The organism is Candidatus Uabimicrobium amorphum (genome assembly GCF_009002475.1).
Classification (GTDB): domain Bacteria; phylum Planctomycetota; class Uabimicrobiia; order Uabimicrobiales; family Uabimicrobiaceae; genus Uabimicrobium; species Uabimicrobium amorphum.
The window spans coordinates 3985944-4002678 of record NZ_AP019860.1 but is presented as its reverse complement, the minus strand read 5'-3'; the positions used below and the strand labels follow the sequence as shown (position 1 = coordinate 4002678).

16 protein-coding genes are annotated in these 16735 nt (G+C 34.0%); 4 read left to right on the top strand and 12 right to left on the bottom strand.

Annotated features, from left to right (window positions below; genetic code table 11):
- Window positions 1–272: 272 nt before the first annotated feature.
- On the top strand, window positions 273–1067 hold the full coding sequence (locus UABAM_RS14425) for a PEP-CTERM sorting domain-containing protein (RefSeq protein WP_151968709.1): 795 nt from the start codon (window positions 273–275) through the stop codon (window positions 1065–1067).
- 183 nt (window positions 1068–1250) lie between these two features.
- Here the strand turns inward: UABAM_RS14425 and UABAM_RS14420 are convergent, their stop codons facing one another.
- The 4 genes from UABAM_RS14420 to UABAM_RS14405 all read right to left on the bottom strand — a co-directional run bounded on the left by UABAM_RS14420 (window position 1251) and on the right by UABAM_RS14405 (window position 3733).
- Window positions 1251–1559 (bottom strand): hypothetical protein, encoded by a 309-nt coding sequence (locus tag UABAM_RS14420; protein WP_151968708.1) that lies wholly within the window; start codon window positions 1557–1559, stop codon window positions 1251–1253.
- A gap of 13 nt (window positions 1560–1572) precedes the next feature.
- Complete coding sequence (locus tag UABAM_RS14415) at window positions 1573–2460, bottom strand: RNA polymerase sigma factor (RefSeq protein WP_151968707.1); 888 nt, start codon at window positions 2458–2460, stop codon at window positions 1573–1575.
- Window positions 2461–2486: 26 nt separating this feature from the next.
- Entirely contained in the window at window positions 2487–2903 is a 417-nt protein-coding gene (locus tag UABAM_RS14410; protein ID WP_151968706.1) for an SRPBCC domain-containing protein, read from the bottom strand.
- A gap of 302 nt (window positions 2904–3205) precedes the next feature.
- Complete coding sequence (locus UABAM_RS14405) at window positions 3206–3733, bottom strand: hypothetical protein (protein ID WP_151968705.1); 528 nt, start codon at window positions 3731–3733, stop codon at window positions 3206–3208.
- 876 nt (window positions 3734–4609) lie between these two features.
- Here UABAM_RS14405 and UABAM_RS33955 point away from each other — a divergent pair.
- The gene (locus UABAM_RS33955) at window positions 4610–4735 is read left to right on the top strand and encodes a hypothetical protein (RefSeq protein WP_261343991.1); all 126 of its coding nucleotides are present in this window, start codon (window positions 4610–4612) and stop codon (window positions 4733–4735) included.
- 709 nt (window positions 4736–5444) lie between these two features.
- On the opposite strand, the gene UABAM_RS14400 is transcribed toward UABAM_RS33955, so the two are convergent.
- Window positions 5445–8207 (bottom strand): hypothetical protein, encoded by a 2763-nt coding sequence (locus UABAM_RS14400; protein WP_151968704.1) that lies wholly within the window; start codon window positions 8205–8207, stop codon window positions 5445–5447.
- A gap of 10 nt (window positions 8208–8217) precedes the next feature.
- Window positions 8218–9093 carry a hypothetical protein gene (locus UABAM_RS14395; RefSeq protein ID WP_151968703.1) on the bottom strand — a complete coding sequence of 292 codons (876 nt, stop codon included), beginning with the start codon at window positions 9091–9093 and terminating at the stop codon, window positions 8218–8220.
- A gap of 390 nt (window positions 9094–9483) precedes the next feature.
- Between UABAM_RS14395 and UABAM_RS14390 the strand changes: the two genes are divergently transcribed.
- Window positions 9484–10353, top strand: a complete 870-nt coding sequence (locus UABAM_RS14390; RefSeq protein ID WP_151968702.1) for a hypothetical protein — start codon at window positions 9484–9486, stop codon at window positions 10351–10353.
- 405 nt (window positions 10354–10758) lie between these two features.
- Here the strand turns inward: UABAM_RS14390 and UABAM_RS14385 are convergent, their stop codons facing one another.
- The 4 genes from UABAM_RS14385 to UABAM_RS14370 are packed head-to-tail and all read right to left on the bottom strand — an operon-like array spanning window position 10759 to window position 14326.
- On the bottom strand, window positions 10759–11562 hold the full coding sequence (locus UABAM_RS14385) for a phage tail protein (protein ID WP_151968701.1): 804 nt from the start codon (window positions 11560–11562) through the stop codon (window positions 10759–10761).
- The gene (locus UABAM_RS14380) at window positions 11559–12695 is read right to left on the bottom strand and encodes a hypothetical protein (RefSeq protein ID WP_151968700.1); all 1137 of its coding nucleotides are present in this window, start codon (window positions 12693–12695) and stop codon (window positions 11559–11561) included. The genes UABAM_RS14385 and UABAM_RS14380 overlap by 4 nt, the downstream gene beginning before the upstream one ends.
- On the bottom strand, window positions 12685–13398 hold the full coding sequence (locus tag UABAM_RS14375; RefSeq protein ID WP_151968699.1) for a hypothetical protein: 714 nt from the start codon (window positions 13396–13398) through the stop codon (window positions 12685–12687). The genes UABAM_RS14380 and UABAM_RS14375 overlap by 11 nt, the downstream gene beginning before the upstream one ends.
- Window positions 13376–14326 carry a hypothetical protein gene (locus UABAM_RS14370; RefSeq protein ID WP_151968698.1) on the bottom strand — a complete coding sequence of 317 codons (951 nt, stop codon included), beginning with the start codon at window positions 14324–14326 and terminating at the stop codon, window positions 13376–13378. The genes UABAM_RS14375 and UABAM_RS14370 overlap by 23 nt, the downstream gene beginning before the upstream one ends.
- A gap of 83 nt (window positions 14327–14409) precedes the next feature.
- Between UABAM_RS14370 and UABAM_RS14365 the strand changes: the two genes are divergently transcribed.
- Window positions 14410–14940: a hypothetical protein gene (locus UABAM_RS14365; protein WP_151968697.1), complete on the top strand. Its 531-nt coding sequence runs from the start codon at window positions 14410–14412 to the stop codon at window positions 14938–14940.
- Window positions 14941–15217: 277 nt separating this feature from the next.
- Here the strand turns inward: UABAM_RS14365 and UABAM_RS33445 are convergent, their stop codons facing one another.
- Both UABAM_RS33445 and UABAM_RS14360 read right to left on the bottom strand, forming a co-directional pair.
- Window positions 15218–15385: a hypothetical protein gene (locus UABAM_RS33445; protein WP_173013324.1), complete on the bottom strand. Its 168-nt coding sequence runs from the start codon at window positions 15383–15385 to the stop codon at window positions 15218–15220.
- Window positions 15386–15417: 32 nt separating this feature from the next.
- Window positions 15418–16728, bottom strand: coding sequence for a leucine-rich repeat domain-containing protein (locus UABAM_RS14360; RefSeq protein WP_173013323.1), 1311 nt, complete (start codon window positions 16726–16728; stop codon window positions 15418–15420).
- Window positions 16729–16735: the final 7 nt, after the last annotated feature.

Here is a 16735-nt window from a genome sequence, read left to right as displayed (position 1 = left end):
GTAAGATGGAACACCAATAAACTTTTATTGGTGTTCTTTTTTTGGTTGTAGATGAAAAGATTTGACAGGATTAACAGGGATAAATTTGACAGGATTAACAGGGTGGATAGGAGTAAAAAGTTATTTTCGTGTAAAGAACTTGGAAGAAATATTGGATATCATTTTAGTTATTTATTATAATTTTTTGATATGAGTCCTGTTGTTCGATTCGGGTAACTAACCTCTTTTATTTTAAATTTTGATTGACTACTCCTTGTCTTAGGAATTTGTATATGAATAAAAAGTTAATACTATTCACAGTGGTTTTTATGCTAGTACCATTTACGTATTCAGAAGTTTTTGGTTCAGATATTGGTACCGATACTTTGATCTCCATTAATACGGTAACGGGCGAAGGAACAGCAGCTCCGAATCCTTTTGGATTTGAGGTTGTCAATGGATTGGCGTTTGATTCAAATACAAATACTCTTTTTGGCTCTGACACAAATCTAGATGTATTGTTAACAATTGATCCTGTAACAGGGGAAGCAACTGCGGCTCCGAATCCTTTTGGATTTGGCATTGTAAAAGGACTAGCGTTTGATCCAAATACAAACACTCTTTTCGGTGCTGATAATGCAACCAACACCTTAGTAACAATTGATACGACAACAGGTATCGCAACGGCAGCACCTAATAATTTTGGATTTGGTAATGTTGCAGGCTTGGCGTTTGACCCAAATACCAACACGCTTTTTGGAACAGACGTTATTGCCGATCGTCTCATAACAATTGATACGACAACAGGTATAGGTACTGCTGCTCCTAATGCTTTAGGATTTAACCTTGTAGAAGGATTAACATTTGACCCAAATACAAACACTCTTTTTGGTTCTGATACAAATCTAGATGTTCTCATAACAATTGATACGACAACAGGTATAGGTACTGCTGCTCCGAATACTCTTGGATTTGGGAATGTGCGAGGTTTGGCTAATGCCGTACCAGAACCCTCCACTTATATTTTACTTATACTAATATTGGCTCTTTTTACGATAAGAAAAAGAGTAAGAGTTTTACACCAATAAATTTTGTTAGAGTTTACTGATGTGTAAAACTCGATCCCTCTTTGCTGCGAGAGTAAACTTGGGATCGAGTCTGGAGCCAATTGTGAAAGATTTGACAGGATTAACAGATGAACAAGAATAAAAAATCTATGTCCTGTTACACATTGTAAGAGAGTGCCATTTGTAAAATCCAATCGATTTTCTTCAACTCAACGGTAATGTTTCACAGGCTGTTTTTACTTTTGTTGCTTGTAGTGTATCCCCGCCAAACTCTTTGATCTTTACCGCAAAATCCTTAAAAAACGACTGTGATTGCAAGTAAGACAAGGTTTCTTGGTCTTTCCATCTGGCAATGTGTATTTTGGTATTCCCTTCGATAGCACTTGTCACGCGATACGAAAAATTTCCTTTTAATTTATCATCGTTATTGATGTTGTCGATGAAAACATTTATGGCTTCTAACCACGAATCATAATCACCTGAATATTCGTAACGTACAACGATACCTGACATAACTCTCTCCTTCTTATGGTTGAAGGCTTTCAATTTCTGCCTCGTTTAATAAATAATCTACATGAATATAATCTTTGATATGAACAACTTGCCCATTTTCTATCTTTAGCTCAATAGCAGTTCGCGTTACCCATTTTTCCTCCTCCAATCTCCAACAAATGAGAACTTCTTTGCCATCCACTTTACCAACCGTAACTTGCCAGGGAATTTCCAATTTTTGATAGTTGGTAAAATATCCGGAGGTGATTTGGTCGCGCTGAAATAACTCAGCAGCACCGACAACTTGTAGACGCGCATCCTGACGAATCAGTTCTCGTAGTCCTTCCCAATCGCGTTGATTAAATCTCTCTGCATATAAAGAAAGAAGAGAGTCTGGTGGCGTTACTTTTTTGTTGTCTTTAGACACGGTTTTTAATTTTCCTCTTCCTCTGTGTAAAGCAGATTTAACAGCTCCGTTGTTTGTTCCTACGATTTCCGCTATTTCTGTTAAGGAATAATCGAGAACGTCTTTTAAAATGACGCAAGCGCGCTCCATAGCCGGTAACTGAATGACAAGAACTCTCAGAGCTTTTTTTATCTCATCGCTCATTTCCACTGTATCTGGCTCATCACAGATGCTTTCCATATCCTCATGTAAATGCACAAAGTCTTTGCGGCGACGTAAAAAATCAATGCATTTATTGTGAGCGATGGTAAACAACCACGGTTCTATGGGTTTGTCTTGTTTTAGTTGCGACAGACGATAGTAAGCTTGTGCAAGAACTTCTTGGACGACATCTTCTCCATCAAGAGCAGAGCCCATCATACGACTACAATATCGGTGTAATTTTTGGCGATAAACCTCTACCCGTGAAAGAAACATTTGCCGGTTTTCCTCAAGCTTTTTCTTAAAATCGTCCATAGCTTTACTTCTCCGTAAGATAAAAATTATGCCTCTGCTTTTACTTTAAGAGCCTCTGCAAATTCTTGGAAGGAGGGAGTCAAATCTGGGATGGGAATCAATGGTGACATGACGCCACTAAACACTTCCTGCATGTCGAATTTTGTAATACCGTTTTCTTGAGGAACTAAAGTAAACGTTCTCTCCCCTTTAAACATAAACTTCAACGGTGCTCCTCCCGTCCAGATCATCTTTTTGCATGGCTCAAGTGTTGTTACTTTTGCAGGAAATGCTCGATTGGGACTTATTTTAGCAAAAATCTTAATTTTTTTCCCTGGTTTAAGGCTACCCTCTATTTTATTTACTCCAGGATTCCAGTTGGGGTAATCGTCAATGTTCGTTAAAATGCGCCAAATTTTTTCTGGTGAGGCTTGAATAATTTTCGATACACTATATCTCTTCATGCTTTGTCCTTTATTGTAATTTTTAAACAGGCTAGTTGTTGCTTGCTTATCCCTTACTACGATGACAAAAAACAAAAAGATACGTGTAAATTTGTTTTTTTGTAAAAATTTGAGAAAGGATTCTTTGCAGTTTTGTTTAGGAGGAAAATCTAATAACGTTGTTTACATTGTCATCCCGCCCCGAAACCTTTGGCTTAGGAAGACGTGGGATCCAGCGATACATAATTGTGGATTCCAAATCAAGTGCGGGATAACATAAGTTATTTTTTTGATTAGTGGTGCTTAAGTCACGGTTAAGGTTACTAGGCGCTTGGGTGATTCTGTAGCGTATCGATTAGTTCTATTAAAAACTTTCCTTTTGCAGAATATTCATGCGTTGGTTTTCCCGCTGGGATATCGTTGGGTGTCCAGTGAGAGGGAACGCTATGCATTTTCCCATACATTACTTTGAATCTTAGAACTAACGCTCCTTGTTGGTCATATATTCCGACAATTAATTCTCTTATTTTGCCGACGTTTATTTGTCCATATTTGTATTGGTGAATAGTAATAGGTGAAATACCTTCTATTTCTAAAATGATATCTGCGTCTTGTCGCACAACTTTGGCACCTATTTGTGACTTTTTCCAATAGACAATGGTCACTGCGATCACAACGACAGCAATGGAAAAGCCAATTAATAAAACAGTTGATTTGTGTTGACGGGGTACCTCTTTTTGGAAGTACAGGAGTATTGGTGTGAAAAATGTAACGAACGAAGCAATCAGCAAGAATGTATTTATATTTGCTGCGCGTAATTTTTGAACTTGTGATTGAAGTAAAACTGTCATGAATTTCCTTTTAATTTAAAGAAGAAAATAGTTGTGGTATTAATGTGAAAATAGCTGAAAAAAGCTATTCCTCAGTTAATAAATCTACTAGTTAGTTTAACAGTTTTTTCTAAAAAATCACTAGTATTCGTGTTGTAATTTTCATGACTAATCATCTCGGAAATGAAGACAAGAAAGTTGTGCAACCTCTTTTGGAAATTCCTTTATTTTCGTCGCTCTTAGATCAAGATAAGTAAGAGAAGAAAGTTGCGCAATTTCTTTTGGCAACTCTGTTATTGTCGAACCACCTAAATATGGATCTAAATTCTTGCAGGAATATAGTCTAGTTTGGGCACTTTACTATAAAAGATGTTTTTACCAAATAGATAAAGATATTGTCACCTACTTGTCCTACGGAATAAAAGAATTACAAAAATATAATCTTGAACATCGCTTAAATATGGCAAAGATAAATATATTGAGAGACAAGATAGTTGAAAAAATTTCTCCCAGTAAACATCGTTTAGAACATTTTATAAAAAAACATTGGAGATAAGCAAAAAAACAAAGTGAGTTTGGCAAAGAGATCTTAGGCACACATCGCTCAATCTTTAGGCACAGTTCTCAAAATAAAAACATATTCCATGATTATCCTGATATGTATTTATTTTCATCGCCAATAGATAAAAGCCACACAACAGTTAAAAATATAGCGAAAAGTAATAAAGATTATCCTTACTGGAAAAAACAGTCCGTTAAGGGTAACAAATTTGATTTTGGTAAAAAAACAGCCTTCGCTATCAAATTGGAATAGATAAAGATCCATATTCTCGTGACTACAAATTATCGCTAGAAAGATTTAAATGCTCAAAAGTAACTAATGCTGGAAAAGAAAAAATGATGTGGTTGCGTGACCAGACATATTTACTTATTGGCAACATACCAATAAAAGATAGATCAGTTGGTCTTTCATTGGTAAAAACGGTTGTAAAGTATTATTTGTGTCATGGTAAAACGGTGTAGCTATATTCGATTTAGAACCACTCAGAATCGAATTAAATAAAATCACTGGAAGGCAATAAAAATACAAAAAAAATATGCCCGATGATGAAATAATAGAACGTGCAGCATCGTTGTGGCTCAAAGGGATTAGTGTCGCGTTTGTTGCTGGCGATGTCGTTTGGTGACATAAAGGTATTCTACAATATAAACAACGTTGTTCAGGCAGTTGAAAATTCCAAAAAATATAATCCCACAGCCAATGGGAGTGTTCTTCTGTAAATTGAATAAATATAAAAAAATGGTATCTTGTAGGTCTTATGATAATTGAGACAAAGAGAAGACATGACCATGAGAGCTATTCATATGTAGATATGACGATGTCAAATGCATAAAAAATACGATTACGTTATGAGAAAATTTATCAGATAAGATGGCTTATGTAGTTTATGTGGTATTGGGATAAAAAAATTAACTATGACATTTAGAAGATAAATATACATTAGCTTAATTGTGTCATAGGTGTCGCATGTAAGTGAGCGGAATTTTCTTTTTATAGAAAATGTTTTTTCATTGCTTTGATAAAGTTATTTTTTTGTAATATAAAATATGATTTATCAATGACGCCTATAACATACATTGAGAAATGTCCTGTAAAATAAAAACTGTTACGATGTCATAGGTAAGACAAGCATCTATAACGCGCATACCTAACAGATATACATTAGCAAAATTATTTTCCTTGTAGCATGTGGAGTAGAACAAAACGCTCGTTCTCCCCATTATGATTTTGAGAAAAAATACCATATTCAGAAATAGCAATTTCTAAATGTTTTTGTAGTTCTTCAAGTACATCGATATAGTCTGTAACTTGAAAAATTTCTTCAGAAACAGTTTTTGGTTCTGGAAGTGGTAGAAATTGCTTGTCTACTACTAAAAACCAAATATCATTTTTTAGCTCTAAATTCCATTTATTGGGGAAAAGTTTTTGAAAATGTTGTTTACTTCCGGTCATCCATCCTTGCCAGTATAAATGTTGAGATATTTCATTTTGGTACAGATGTTTGTACACTAGACGCCTCAATAGATTTTCCCTTATAAAGTTATTACTGTTAAGTAACTTGAACAGCGCTTTTTTTCTTTGTTTATCTATTTGGACATTGTGTATGACGTCTTGAAAATCTTTTTCTAAAAAAGGCATAATACAATGACCTGATAAAAGATTTTGCTGAACTAAACTACTTCGAACTATTTCCAACATTTTTTCAAGAAGCCTTTGAGCACGCCGAGACCGTACTTGTCTAGTCATTTCATCTTCTGCTGACAATGCTAGTAAATTAGATGGTGTTCTTAAATAAAGACTATTGTCCTCAGATGTGAGTTCTAAATATGGCACCATTTGTAAAACATAATGACAATATTGTTCTATAACTGGTGGATACAAGAGATGTTGAAGAACTTCTTCTTTAATTAACTCTGACTCTTTACCAGAAAACCAATCATTCTTTTGTGAGGCGGCATAGATCCATTGATCGGACTGTTCCCTTTTTTTAGAGGGAGCAAGAAGATAATTTATTGCTAGTTTAAAATTAGAATCATGCTTCCCTAAACGCATCGTTGATTCGAAGTACTTCAAAGCAGGCAAGTAAGCTCCATTTACATATTTCATAAATTCTAAATTGTTTGCACTGTGGGAAGCCATATAAAAAATAGGATCATAAACAACATTTTGTCGATCTTTAATTAATATCTTCTCTAGAGCTTTAATTCCTGACCAACAATTAATTCTGTTTGAGTTGTCTGCCACATAATGTTTTTGCATATCTAGATAACTTACAAATCTTCCATTTTTAAAATTCCAAAATTTATACCCTTCTCTAGAATTTAGAAATAGATGACAACCGGCCGCACGATCTTTCGCTTCTTGCAACGCAATTCTTTGAATAGCAATGACATGATCTTGAATGAGTGCAATTTCGCTACTTAAAGTTACTAGGTTAGTCATTACTAAACGGTGTGTCTTAATAACCAGTTCACTAATTTTTTGTTGATTTATAATAATAGTTTGTTGATTTTTTAAAACTTGATCAAGTTTATAATTTAACCCAGAAATCGCTTGCATTATTGCTTCGAAACGTTTCTCTTTTGGTGATTTCGATTTTTTCCCAAATAACGAAGAGACGCTTAATACGGTCCCCAAATAATCTCCTTTTTGATAAGCAATATAAGCTTGGGAAGCAGCATTTGTATATTTTAATATTTTTGCGACTTTTTTTTGTGACTTTCCTTTAAACCCTAAATTTACAGCTATTTGATACGCCTTATTTAAAGAATTAGTTATATTTTCGACTTCTCTAATCGATTTATCACGTTCAATTTTAGCCTGCAGTCGAAGAATTTCTAAATGACGTTTTCTACCTTGAAGTTTATTTTTCAAAAACTCTCTATTTTTTAGAGCAGTTAATTTACTTTCATCATTGAGATTGCCATACAGCAATTCTTCAGTAAAACTCTGAGCATTGGTTAATTTTGCAATTTGCTTCTCAGAAAAACTAACACGTTCTCCAATAGAGACGATAAACTTTTTATTTTGCAAAATACTTGTTTTATGCCGTTTCAAAGATTTTTCGAAAAGATTAATTCTTCGATTATTCTTTTCTATCTTTTCGGAGTTAGCGTTGATAGATTTTTTCGTTTCAATATGAATTTTATCGATATTTAGTGACAGTCTCGTCGTTTGATCTGCAATTTTTGCAATCGAATTTTCCATATTCTGTCTGTGAATAAAAGCCATCGTTATTTTATCCACGACCTCTTTATTTTTTTTTACAACTTTTTCATCTAATTTTTTTTGCTCACTTCTAAGAAATTCGATTTCTTTAATTAATTGTCGCTTAATTTTCTCATTTTGAAACGTATTAGTTAAAGCTACACGAGTTGCAAACCTAGATATCGCTTGATTAGAAACAGCTAATTGTTTTTCAGGAATATTATCGCTATAAAAATTATTCAAAATTTCTTTTAGTACCTTGGCTTGAGCATACTCATCTTGCTTTAAGCTATTGGCTATCTTTTTCCAAGCTTCATCTGTCATTCTTGTTGTAGCGTCTTTCAGTAAAGTAGCTATTTGCGCTTCATTTAAGTCAACAACTTGGTTATACATATCGTCAAGCTGTTGACTTAACTCACCTGTAATTCCTCCAGTAAATGCTAAGCTAGAATATCCGGATATAGTGTTAATAAGAAATTGGTCCGCTCTTATGGCTACCTTAAGAAATTTCTCAGATGTTCTATATCTTTTTTGTGTTTTAATAATATTTGATAGTGCTTTTTTGTACTCACTAGAACTCAAATTAATATGAATATTTTGAAACTCTTTACTACTTCTAATTGCAAGTTTCTGAATGTACATATTTCCATTATGGATACTAACATTATTTTCTTGAGGTAATACATTTAACATAAACGTTATTAGAATACAACTTACTCTAAACATGCTTGTACTCCTAGTAAACCTTGACATATATATTGACTGTTATACACCTTGGACGTGTTTCGCGACCTCCTGAATTACACGAGGTATGATACCCAACTCCCTCAGAACCATCACCACCAGTTGCAGGTCTCCCATGACCATTATGAGAATTGGCGTTTGTAGTTTTGTGACCGTGACTTTTAAAATCATCTTTTTGGTATGTTCCGACAAGCAAATCTCCTTTTGGATTACCTTCATTTTTGCTTCGATTGTAGTTGCGCCCTCTTAAAAAAACACCTCTAGCATCTGGTAACTTTTTGATTCCTAGTACTAAAGCTAACGGGGTTTTTTCTATTTCTTGCCCCGCAAGTAGAACCCATCCAGATCCATTCTGTTTTTGAAACTCATCTAGAGGCAATAAAGAATATTTAATATCTCCAATAGCTCCTATTTGCTTTTCGTTGTTATCAGATTTTGTTATTCCCAAACGAGTGTACAAACTATCTACACTACTTTGAATAGCAGTAACTTGTTGGTTCAGACTTCTAATATCCTTATCTATATCATTAATGGATACAACATCAATATTATCAGCTTTCTCTTGCAAAATTTTTATTTCTTTTCCAAGTTGTTGGAGCTGTTTTTTCAAATTTTGTTGCTGAATACTTGTATCACTAGGCCAGAATATATGTAATTTCTCTCCGAATCCTAAGTTTGCTAATCTTTCTCTATTTTGTAACGTATTAATTATCTTATGCCCACGTTTTTTTACTTGTTCACAAATATCTTCAATAGACAAAATCTTAAGAAGATACTCCATATCATTAAAATCGAGTTTCTTGTTTTCTTGACCAGATATTGGACCAATAAAAAAGAGTAATAGCATAGGTATTATTAGATATTTCAAAATATAGTCTTTCTATATAAAGGTATATGTTTTCAATTTTATTATTCATTTTTTTCAATATATTTATAATCAATAACTTCATACAAAAAAAACAACGTATTCGCAATAAAAATTCTCGAGGCAATACCTAGGATAAAAAAGACAGCATATCGTCAATTATGGTCGGCAAATAGTCATTTGTTTTTCATAAACGCATAAAAATTCAATTCTAAAAGATTGTTCACTACAAAAAACATCTGTTTTACTTCATGTAAACAACTTAGAAGAAAGATTTTATGAACACAAAAGATACCCATATCTGTTTTTATGGCATACTATTTGATTATTAATGCGAAAAACCCCAAACTTTGAAATAAAAAATATCTTCAGACAAAGAAATGGAGTTCAATTATGAAATATATATTTTTGTTTTTTATTCTGTCAACTACAGTATTTTCTGATAGTGGAGAAGATTTTATAAGGTTTAAAATGAAATTAAAATCGTTTACAACAAAAAAGACAAATGCTGATGATGATAAAGTATTGGGTCTATTCTATTCCTACAAAAATGCGCACGATCCTTATTTTATAGTATATCGATCTAAAGAAAGAGATGGTAAGACGATAAAACAGAGTTGCAGGATTACCTCTTATCTCACTAATAAAGTTGGAGATACAGAGAAAGTTGATGAAATAATCTGTGAAGAGAATCTTACCTTCGGAGATGAAGTTAGAGTTGTAATTCATGCTTACGATGCCGATGGATCGCAGGATGTAAGCCCAGGAACATTAACAGGAGACGATGCGAAAAAATACGCTACCGAAAAGTCTGCTGCAAAACCACTTATTTTATACACAATTGCAGCAACATCGGCACATGCCATAAATTATTTTAGCAATACAGAGATAACCAAGATCGCAAATGACTTACTTTACAATCTTGTAATTAAGTACATGGAAGATAATGCATTAGAAGTTACAGCGGAAACTATAAAACTCGCTCTTACAAAAGTTATCTCAGGAACAACTATTACTGTAGCAATTAGCGCCATAACCGTTGTTGCAGGTGCATACACTTATAACATAAGTGATGACGACTATTTAGGATCAACTGAAATTATTATAAATGCTAACTATAATTTTAAACGCCTTCAGCGCCTGCAAAAGACAAATGCAAATACTTTTAAATTCACAGAAGAGAAAAGAAAAATAATAAAGAATAATTTATCAGAAATAGAAATAGAGATTGAAGAAGAAACAAGTTTTTTTATTGAAAAATAGAGATCGATATATACGAAACTATTATGCAAAAGTCAGAGATGCCCCTGGATAGGGGCAGCATCTTTTTGTTCTACTTTAGAGATAAGAAAATGAATAAATGAAGCTTTAATAAATTTTTTGGTAGTGTCCTTCTATAAGTTGAAAAATGTCGAGGGTGTGCCATAAACTGTGGACTTTACATTTTTGTGTTACTTCCGCTCGACCTACCAATCTCAGTCTCTCCTAATTTTAAGGAGGACTGAGATAGTTAAAATACGCCTTAGCAATTAAAAAAGTATGCAGCTTTGAAGCACTTCTAATTTTAGTTGAACATATACTGCAAAAGAAAATAACCAAAAGTTGTCATTACTTTGAGTAGCCATATATATTATATATATTGTGCCTCATTTTTTGTAGGTCTGCGCACTATTTTACCTTGATAATCCAATTTACATAAGCGTTTGTAGGTCGCGTTTCTTTAGTCTTATTACTTCTTATTGAAATATTACTTTTAGATTTTACGATTGAAATAGAGGTCTTTGTTCTAGACGTGTAGTTATTACGCCCAGTAAACCTTGTTATCTTACTACCATTACCAATATCTTTCCTCCATTCTTCAAGAGGACCATGTAGATGTTCATGACCTGGATCATTAACCCCATGTTCGTGTCCTAGATCATTAATTGTGTGCAAGTGAGGTCCAGGCTGGTCTCCCTGAATAGAACCAACTTTATTTCCTTTATTGCCACCTTTTTTAGCTTCTTTTCTACGGTCTGCATCCGGATCTACTTTGCTATTGTGAGAAACTCCCCGAAGAAAATATCCTTGGTAGTCTGGTAAAGCGAAAAACTCTTTTTTTGCAATAGCTTGGTATCCATGGGCTTTTCCGAGAACTTCATAAAGTTTATCGAATTCTTTACAGTCTAGCCACGATCCATCACAAAGCATCCAGTTAGATGGTAATGTGTCAGCTTCACCAGCAAACGCAGTAACAACACCTACTGGAATTATTTTGAGTTCAAATTTTAGGGAACTATTACTTTTTTGTTGTTCGACAATATTAGCTAGTTTCTGAATTGATTCTATCAGAGTTTTTATTTGTACTTCTTGTTTTTTCACTTTACTTTCTAAAACAGTAATTCTTTCTTTATGAGTTAATCTTTTTTCATCGTCACTATGCACATTTATCGAAAAGAAAAACAGTAATACTATTGATAAGATTATTTTCATTTTCCACTCCCCTCGAAATTTATAGGTTCACCAACAATAGCAGTTAATTCGATGATTAATTCACGAATATTAAGGTTATTAGGTATAGGTTCCCCTAAAATTTTAAATAGATCCTCTATTCCACTTCTAATATTTTGGATATCGTAATTTTCTCCTTCAACCTCCGCCCACAACGCTTCCAAATCAGCAACAATTTTATTAACAGCTTTTTTTAGCTTTTCAATAGCCTCTTTTGGATTTAGTTCCCCTGAAGGATTTTCACCTAAAACTTGCCATAGTCTATTTATTTCCTTCCAAAGATCCTTTACTTTGCGATTTTCTCCTTCAATTTCTAAACACAATTTTTCTATTTGATTTCTTTGATATTTCTCAGATGACTTGGCTCTAATGAAGTATGCCAAGCACACAAAACAAACAGCTAAAAATATTAAAAGTTTTCTGTACTGATATTTAGACTTTTCTTTCGAATACTCCGTATAGTGATATTTGTTAATCCCGATCTTGGAGGCTAAATCAGGTAAAGATTTTTTTCCAACACCAACTATTGCTGGTTCCTTAGTATTTCGACACAGTAAGCTCGAAAGTAAATCTATTTCTGTAATTTCTTTCCCTACAAGTTGTGTAAGTATCTTGGCATCTCTCATACACAGAACAAGAGCTACAGCCCCGACCATACAAGCAGCTTCGTACTTATGTATCAAACTGTCTTTTACATAGGCTTCAGTACAGTAAGAGTTAATAGTTGCACCAATAAATGGCTTTGCCCCAGCAGGAATATCAATAGCAGCACTAAAAAGAATAATTGGCAATCTGTCCGTAGAACCTTCATAAACTGCACAACAGGCTAAAACTATTGCCAACTGCGATGACTTACCTTCTCCACGAATTTCGCCATTCTTGGCGATACTTTGCCTCTCATCTTTTGATTCAATAAGTTTACCAACGACTCCCTTCTTGAAACCAACAAGAACATTAGGTCCTTCGTCAGTTGTTGGTATTTGATAACTAAATTTGTTTGAGGTGACAGTTGTAAATCCTCTATAATCGCTAGCTTTTAAAATAACAATAGAATCTTTTTTTATCTTCCGATCCGAAGATGCATAAGGGTACCCTATTCTACAATTAGCCATCATATACCTCGTAAAGCTCTAATTTTGTCCAACCAATAATTCTCTCACAAGGAACGATTTTATCAGGAATTTCATTGCTAATACTCACTTTCTCTAACATTTGACTACCTTTATAAAATTCCATAACCAAAGTAATTGGAACGGGACTTTCTACACGAATAGAATAACCGTCTCTTTTCAGAGTAGAGATGATACAGGTGCCTTGTGGAAACCCTTTTTTTTCTAGTACTCCAACATGAATATTTCCTAGTAAATCAGTTGTACCAGCAGCAGAGAATAAATCGCATGGAAACAGGGACACTACAAATTTTTTCTTTACTGTAAGATTTGGCATCCAACCGTTTTCTACTATCCGTTCCCAATAGCTACAACAGTGGCATTTTTTTATATGCTTTTGTAGCGAATTGATTTTACAAGGTTTCATTTTTTCAACCTCTAATTCTTGGTACTTCTTTGTAAGTAGAAAGGGTGTCTTACTAACAGAATAGACATATCGAGGTATCTCAAACAGAAATGGACAAAAATTTCGAGTTTGTTTTATAAAAGTTTTCGCTTGGTCAAAACAAATTGGACAAGACGCAATATGAAAACGTTTTTGAAGTAACACTTCAGTAGGATAGTTTTTAGTAACTCCAAAGTCTTGAAAAATAAATAAAGATAAGTATTCCGGTAATTTAGAACACTTAGTTTTTATCAGGATAGTCATAATTTTTGGGCTCGTACGAAAAGATAATTTTGAGAGACCGCAACAACTCCTTCCGAGTTGTTGTTACATCTTTATATTCATCTAGCACTTCTAAATATTTTACAACCTCCTCGCATGAATCATCTCGAGCAAGTAGGTGTAGTTGTCGTTTTAGCTCCTGAATAATAGTGTCTAATTCAGGACAAAGATGAAGTTCATCACCAAAAGCATCAGAAGCTGGCTGTTGTTTAATACCTAGAACATTATCAATATCGCTTGCGTATTGTATAACATTTGGAGTATTGTTCCCTAACAGATAGGTTTCTTTTCTATCTTTGCAAGCACCAAATTTTTCATAATATAAGTATTCAACGACACATGGAATCCTCATCTTTTCCTTTATTTTTTCAGGAAATATGTCCAATTGAATTTTGTTATCTTTAGAATCAAATTCAACCCAGGTAACAAAGTGGTATGTGTTTCTTCCAATAATACTGATAATTTTATCGACATCACACACTTTTTTATCCAAAACAACTGAACATTGAGAGATCGATGCATTCTCTTTTAAATTTTTGAAATAAATTCTTTCGTATAGACCTTTAAGTGAACTATCTGATGCAAAAATTAGTTGAGGTTTTTTAGTACCTCCTCTTTTAGCGTAAATATTTAATGCTTCACTAAAACGCGAAAATTCGTCTTTGCGATCGTGGCACGCTACTATCTTCAATTTTTTTGGTATACCACCATTTGATTCGATGTCAAACCGTACAACTTGATAACTATCATTCCGCTTTTTACGAAACAAATACAAATACAAATTACGCTTTAGGTTAAAGTTACGATCTACTTTTTCCAATTTATCACTAATAATCTTTATTTTTGCTTCCAATTCTTGGAGCTCTTCTAATTCTATTTCAGCTTGTATTCTCGATTGTTTTTGCGACATATTTTTTCTCAATACTGATACCGATACCTTTTCATGGTAGAAGAACTAATTATACAAAAAAACATTAAATCTTAGGAGAAAAAATGAGAGCGATACTTAGAACAATTTCAATAATCCTGTTGGCATCGCAAATTACAGCATTGCCACTTACAGTAAACGTACACAAGGATGAAGGAAATTCAACATTAGATGGGGGGAGGCACGCATGGTCGCAAATTAAAATATCTGAAAATGGTAAGGTCGAGATTTATGAGTTGGTTATTAATAAGGTTCTACTCGCAGGCTATTGTTTTAAATCAGCGTATATTTTTGTTGATGAAAAAGGAAACACTCTTGCTCGATACAAAGAAAGCCAAATCTGTGTAGATGGTAAATGGACACCTCTTCCACACAAAAGAACAAGAGTTATCTTCCATGATTTGCCAGTAGAAATCGCAAAGAAAGTAAGAGGCGTAAAGGTTAATTGGAGTCCTGGATCAAAAGATCCGCTAAAGTTACTTGAAGAAAATATCAAAAAGTTAATAAATATCTCTGAGGCATCACTACCATCAAGTGAAGCCTTGGAGAAAATTAAAGGGATTGCAAAACTTTATTTGCTTTTTAAGAAAGCTTAGACTCGTCTAATTACAAAATCCTAGATGACTGAATACATAAAGCCAAGTATGGACATCGTTTATACTTGGCTTTTTTATATAAACATTTGACCATATTCACTCCCTATTAGCGCCAGTGTGATCTCATAGCAGATCTCTGATTGTGCCCTTCCCAGCTTCGCTCTGATGAATTCCGAGTCATCTCGGCGTGGGCAGACAGGAGTCACCTCTGAACTGAGGGAAGGGACTTCCACCCTTATCGTTCAAACAGTTATCATTTATTTGTTCATAAATGACCTTAGGCTATGTATTTACCTAAGGACGAATCGCACCAACCATGGTATGAATTACTACTTTCTATGGTTGTTAGCGATTTAGACTTTACAATCATTTTGAATTTGCCGTCCATTTTTAGAGTAACTACTATCGCAATATTACGAATAAGAGCTTTGGAAAATAAATTCACTTTTTTCTATCCCTTTTGGTGAAATTTTTATGTTAGTACTCAGATATAATGTTTAGTTTTGAAAGTTGTTTTATTTCGATGGGTAACTTCGTTATTTTTGTGTTCATTAAATTTAGCGTAGATAGAGAAGACAGTTGCCCAATCTCTTGTGGTAGTTTGGTGATTTGTGTACCGCCCAAATCTAAATAAGTAATAGAAGAGAGTTGGGCGATCTCTGGTGGGATTTCGGTGATTTGTGTACCACGCAAATTAAGATACTTAATAGAGGAAAGTTGTGCAATCTCTTTTGGTAGTTCGGTGATCTGTGTATTACTCAAGTCAAGATGAGTAAGCGAAGAAAGTTGAAATAATTCTTTTGGTAGTTTTACTATTTTTGTATTGCTCACACTAAAGCAGACAAGAGAAGGAAGTTGCATCTTTTTTGGTAGTTCGGTGATCTGTGTATTACTCAAATCAAGATGAGTAAGCGAAGAAAGTTGAAATAATTCTTTTGGCAGTTTTGCTAACTTTGTATTGCTTAAAGTAAGATAAGTAAGAGGAGAGTTTTGGAATAATTCTTTGGGTAATTCTGTGATGTCTGTATGACTCAAATGTAGTTCTGTGAGGGAAGAAAGTTGTGCAAAGCTCTTTGGGATTTGGGTTACTCGTGTGTGACTCAATGCAACAAAGGTAAGGGAAGATAGCTTGTGTATGTCTATTAGTTCTGTTATTTTTGTGCCACTCAATCTAAGGTTAGTAAGAGAAGAAATCTCGAATAATTCTTTTGGCAATTTTGCTATGTTTGTACCACTTAAATACAGCTCCGCGAGGGCCGAAAGTTGCCCAATTTCTTGTGGAAGTTTTGTTATTGGTGTATCACTCAGATCAAGAAAAGTAAGGGACGAAAGCTGGCTGATTTCTTTTGGTAACTTTGTTATTTTTGTATTGATTAAATTTAATGTGGATAGAGAAGAAAGTTGCCCGATCTCTTTTGGGAGACTTGTCATTTTTGAATCCCATATATCTAGCTGAGTAAGAGAAGAAAGTTGCCCAATCTCTTGTGGAAGACGTGTTATTTTTGTCGACTTTAAACGTAAGTGAGTAAGAGAGGAAAGTTGTGCGATCTCTTTTGGTAACTCTGCTAATTTGGGGTTATCCAAGGTCAAACAAAACTTATTGTCGAAGTTGCAATTGATGAATCGACAATCTTCTATTTCGCAAAAGGTGACATCGGTACGAAAACTACAATTTTCGAAAATACACTCTTTTACCTCGTAATACTTATCTTCTTTTAAGAAAAAAGCACAACCGTGGTATGAAGTATTATTTTCTATGGTTTTTAGCGATTCTGATTTAATTTTCACGTCTAAT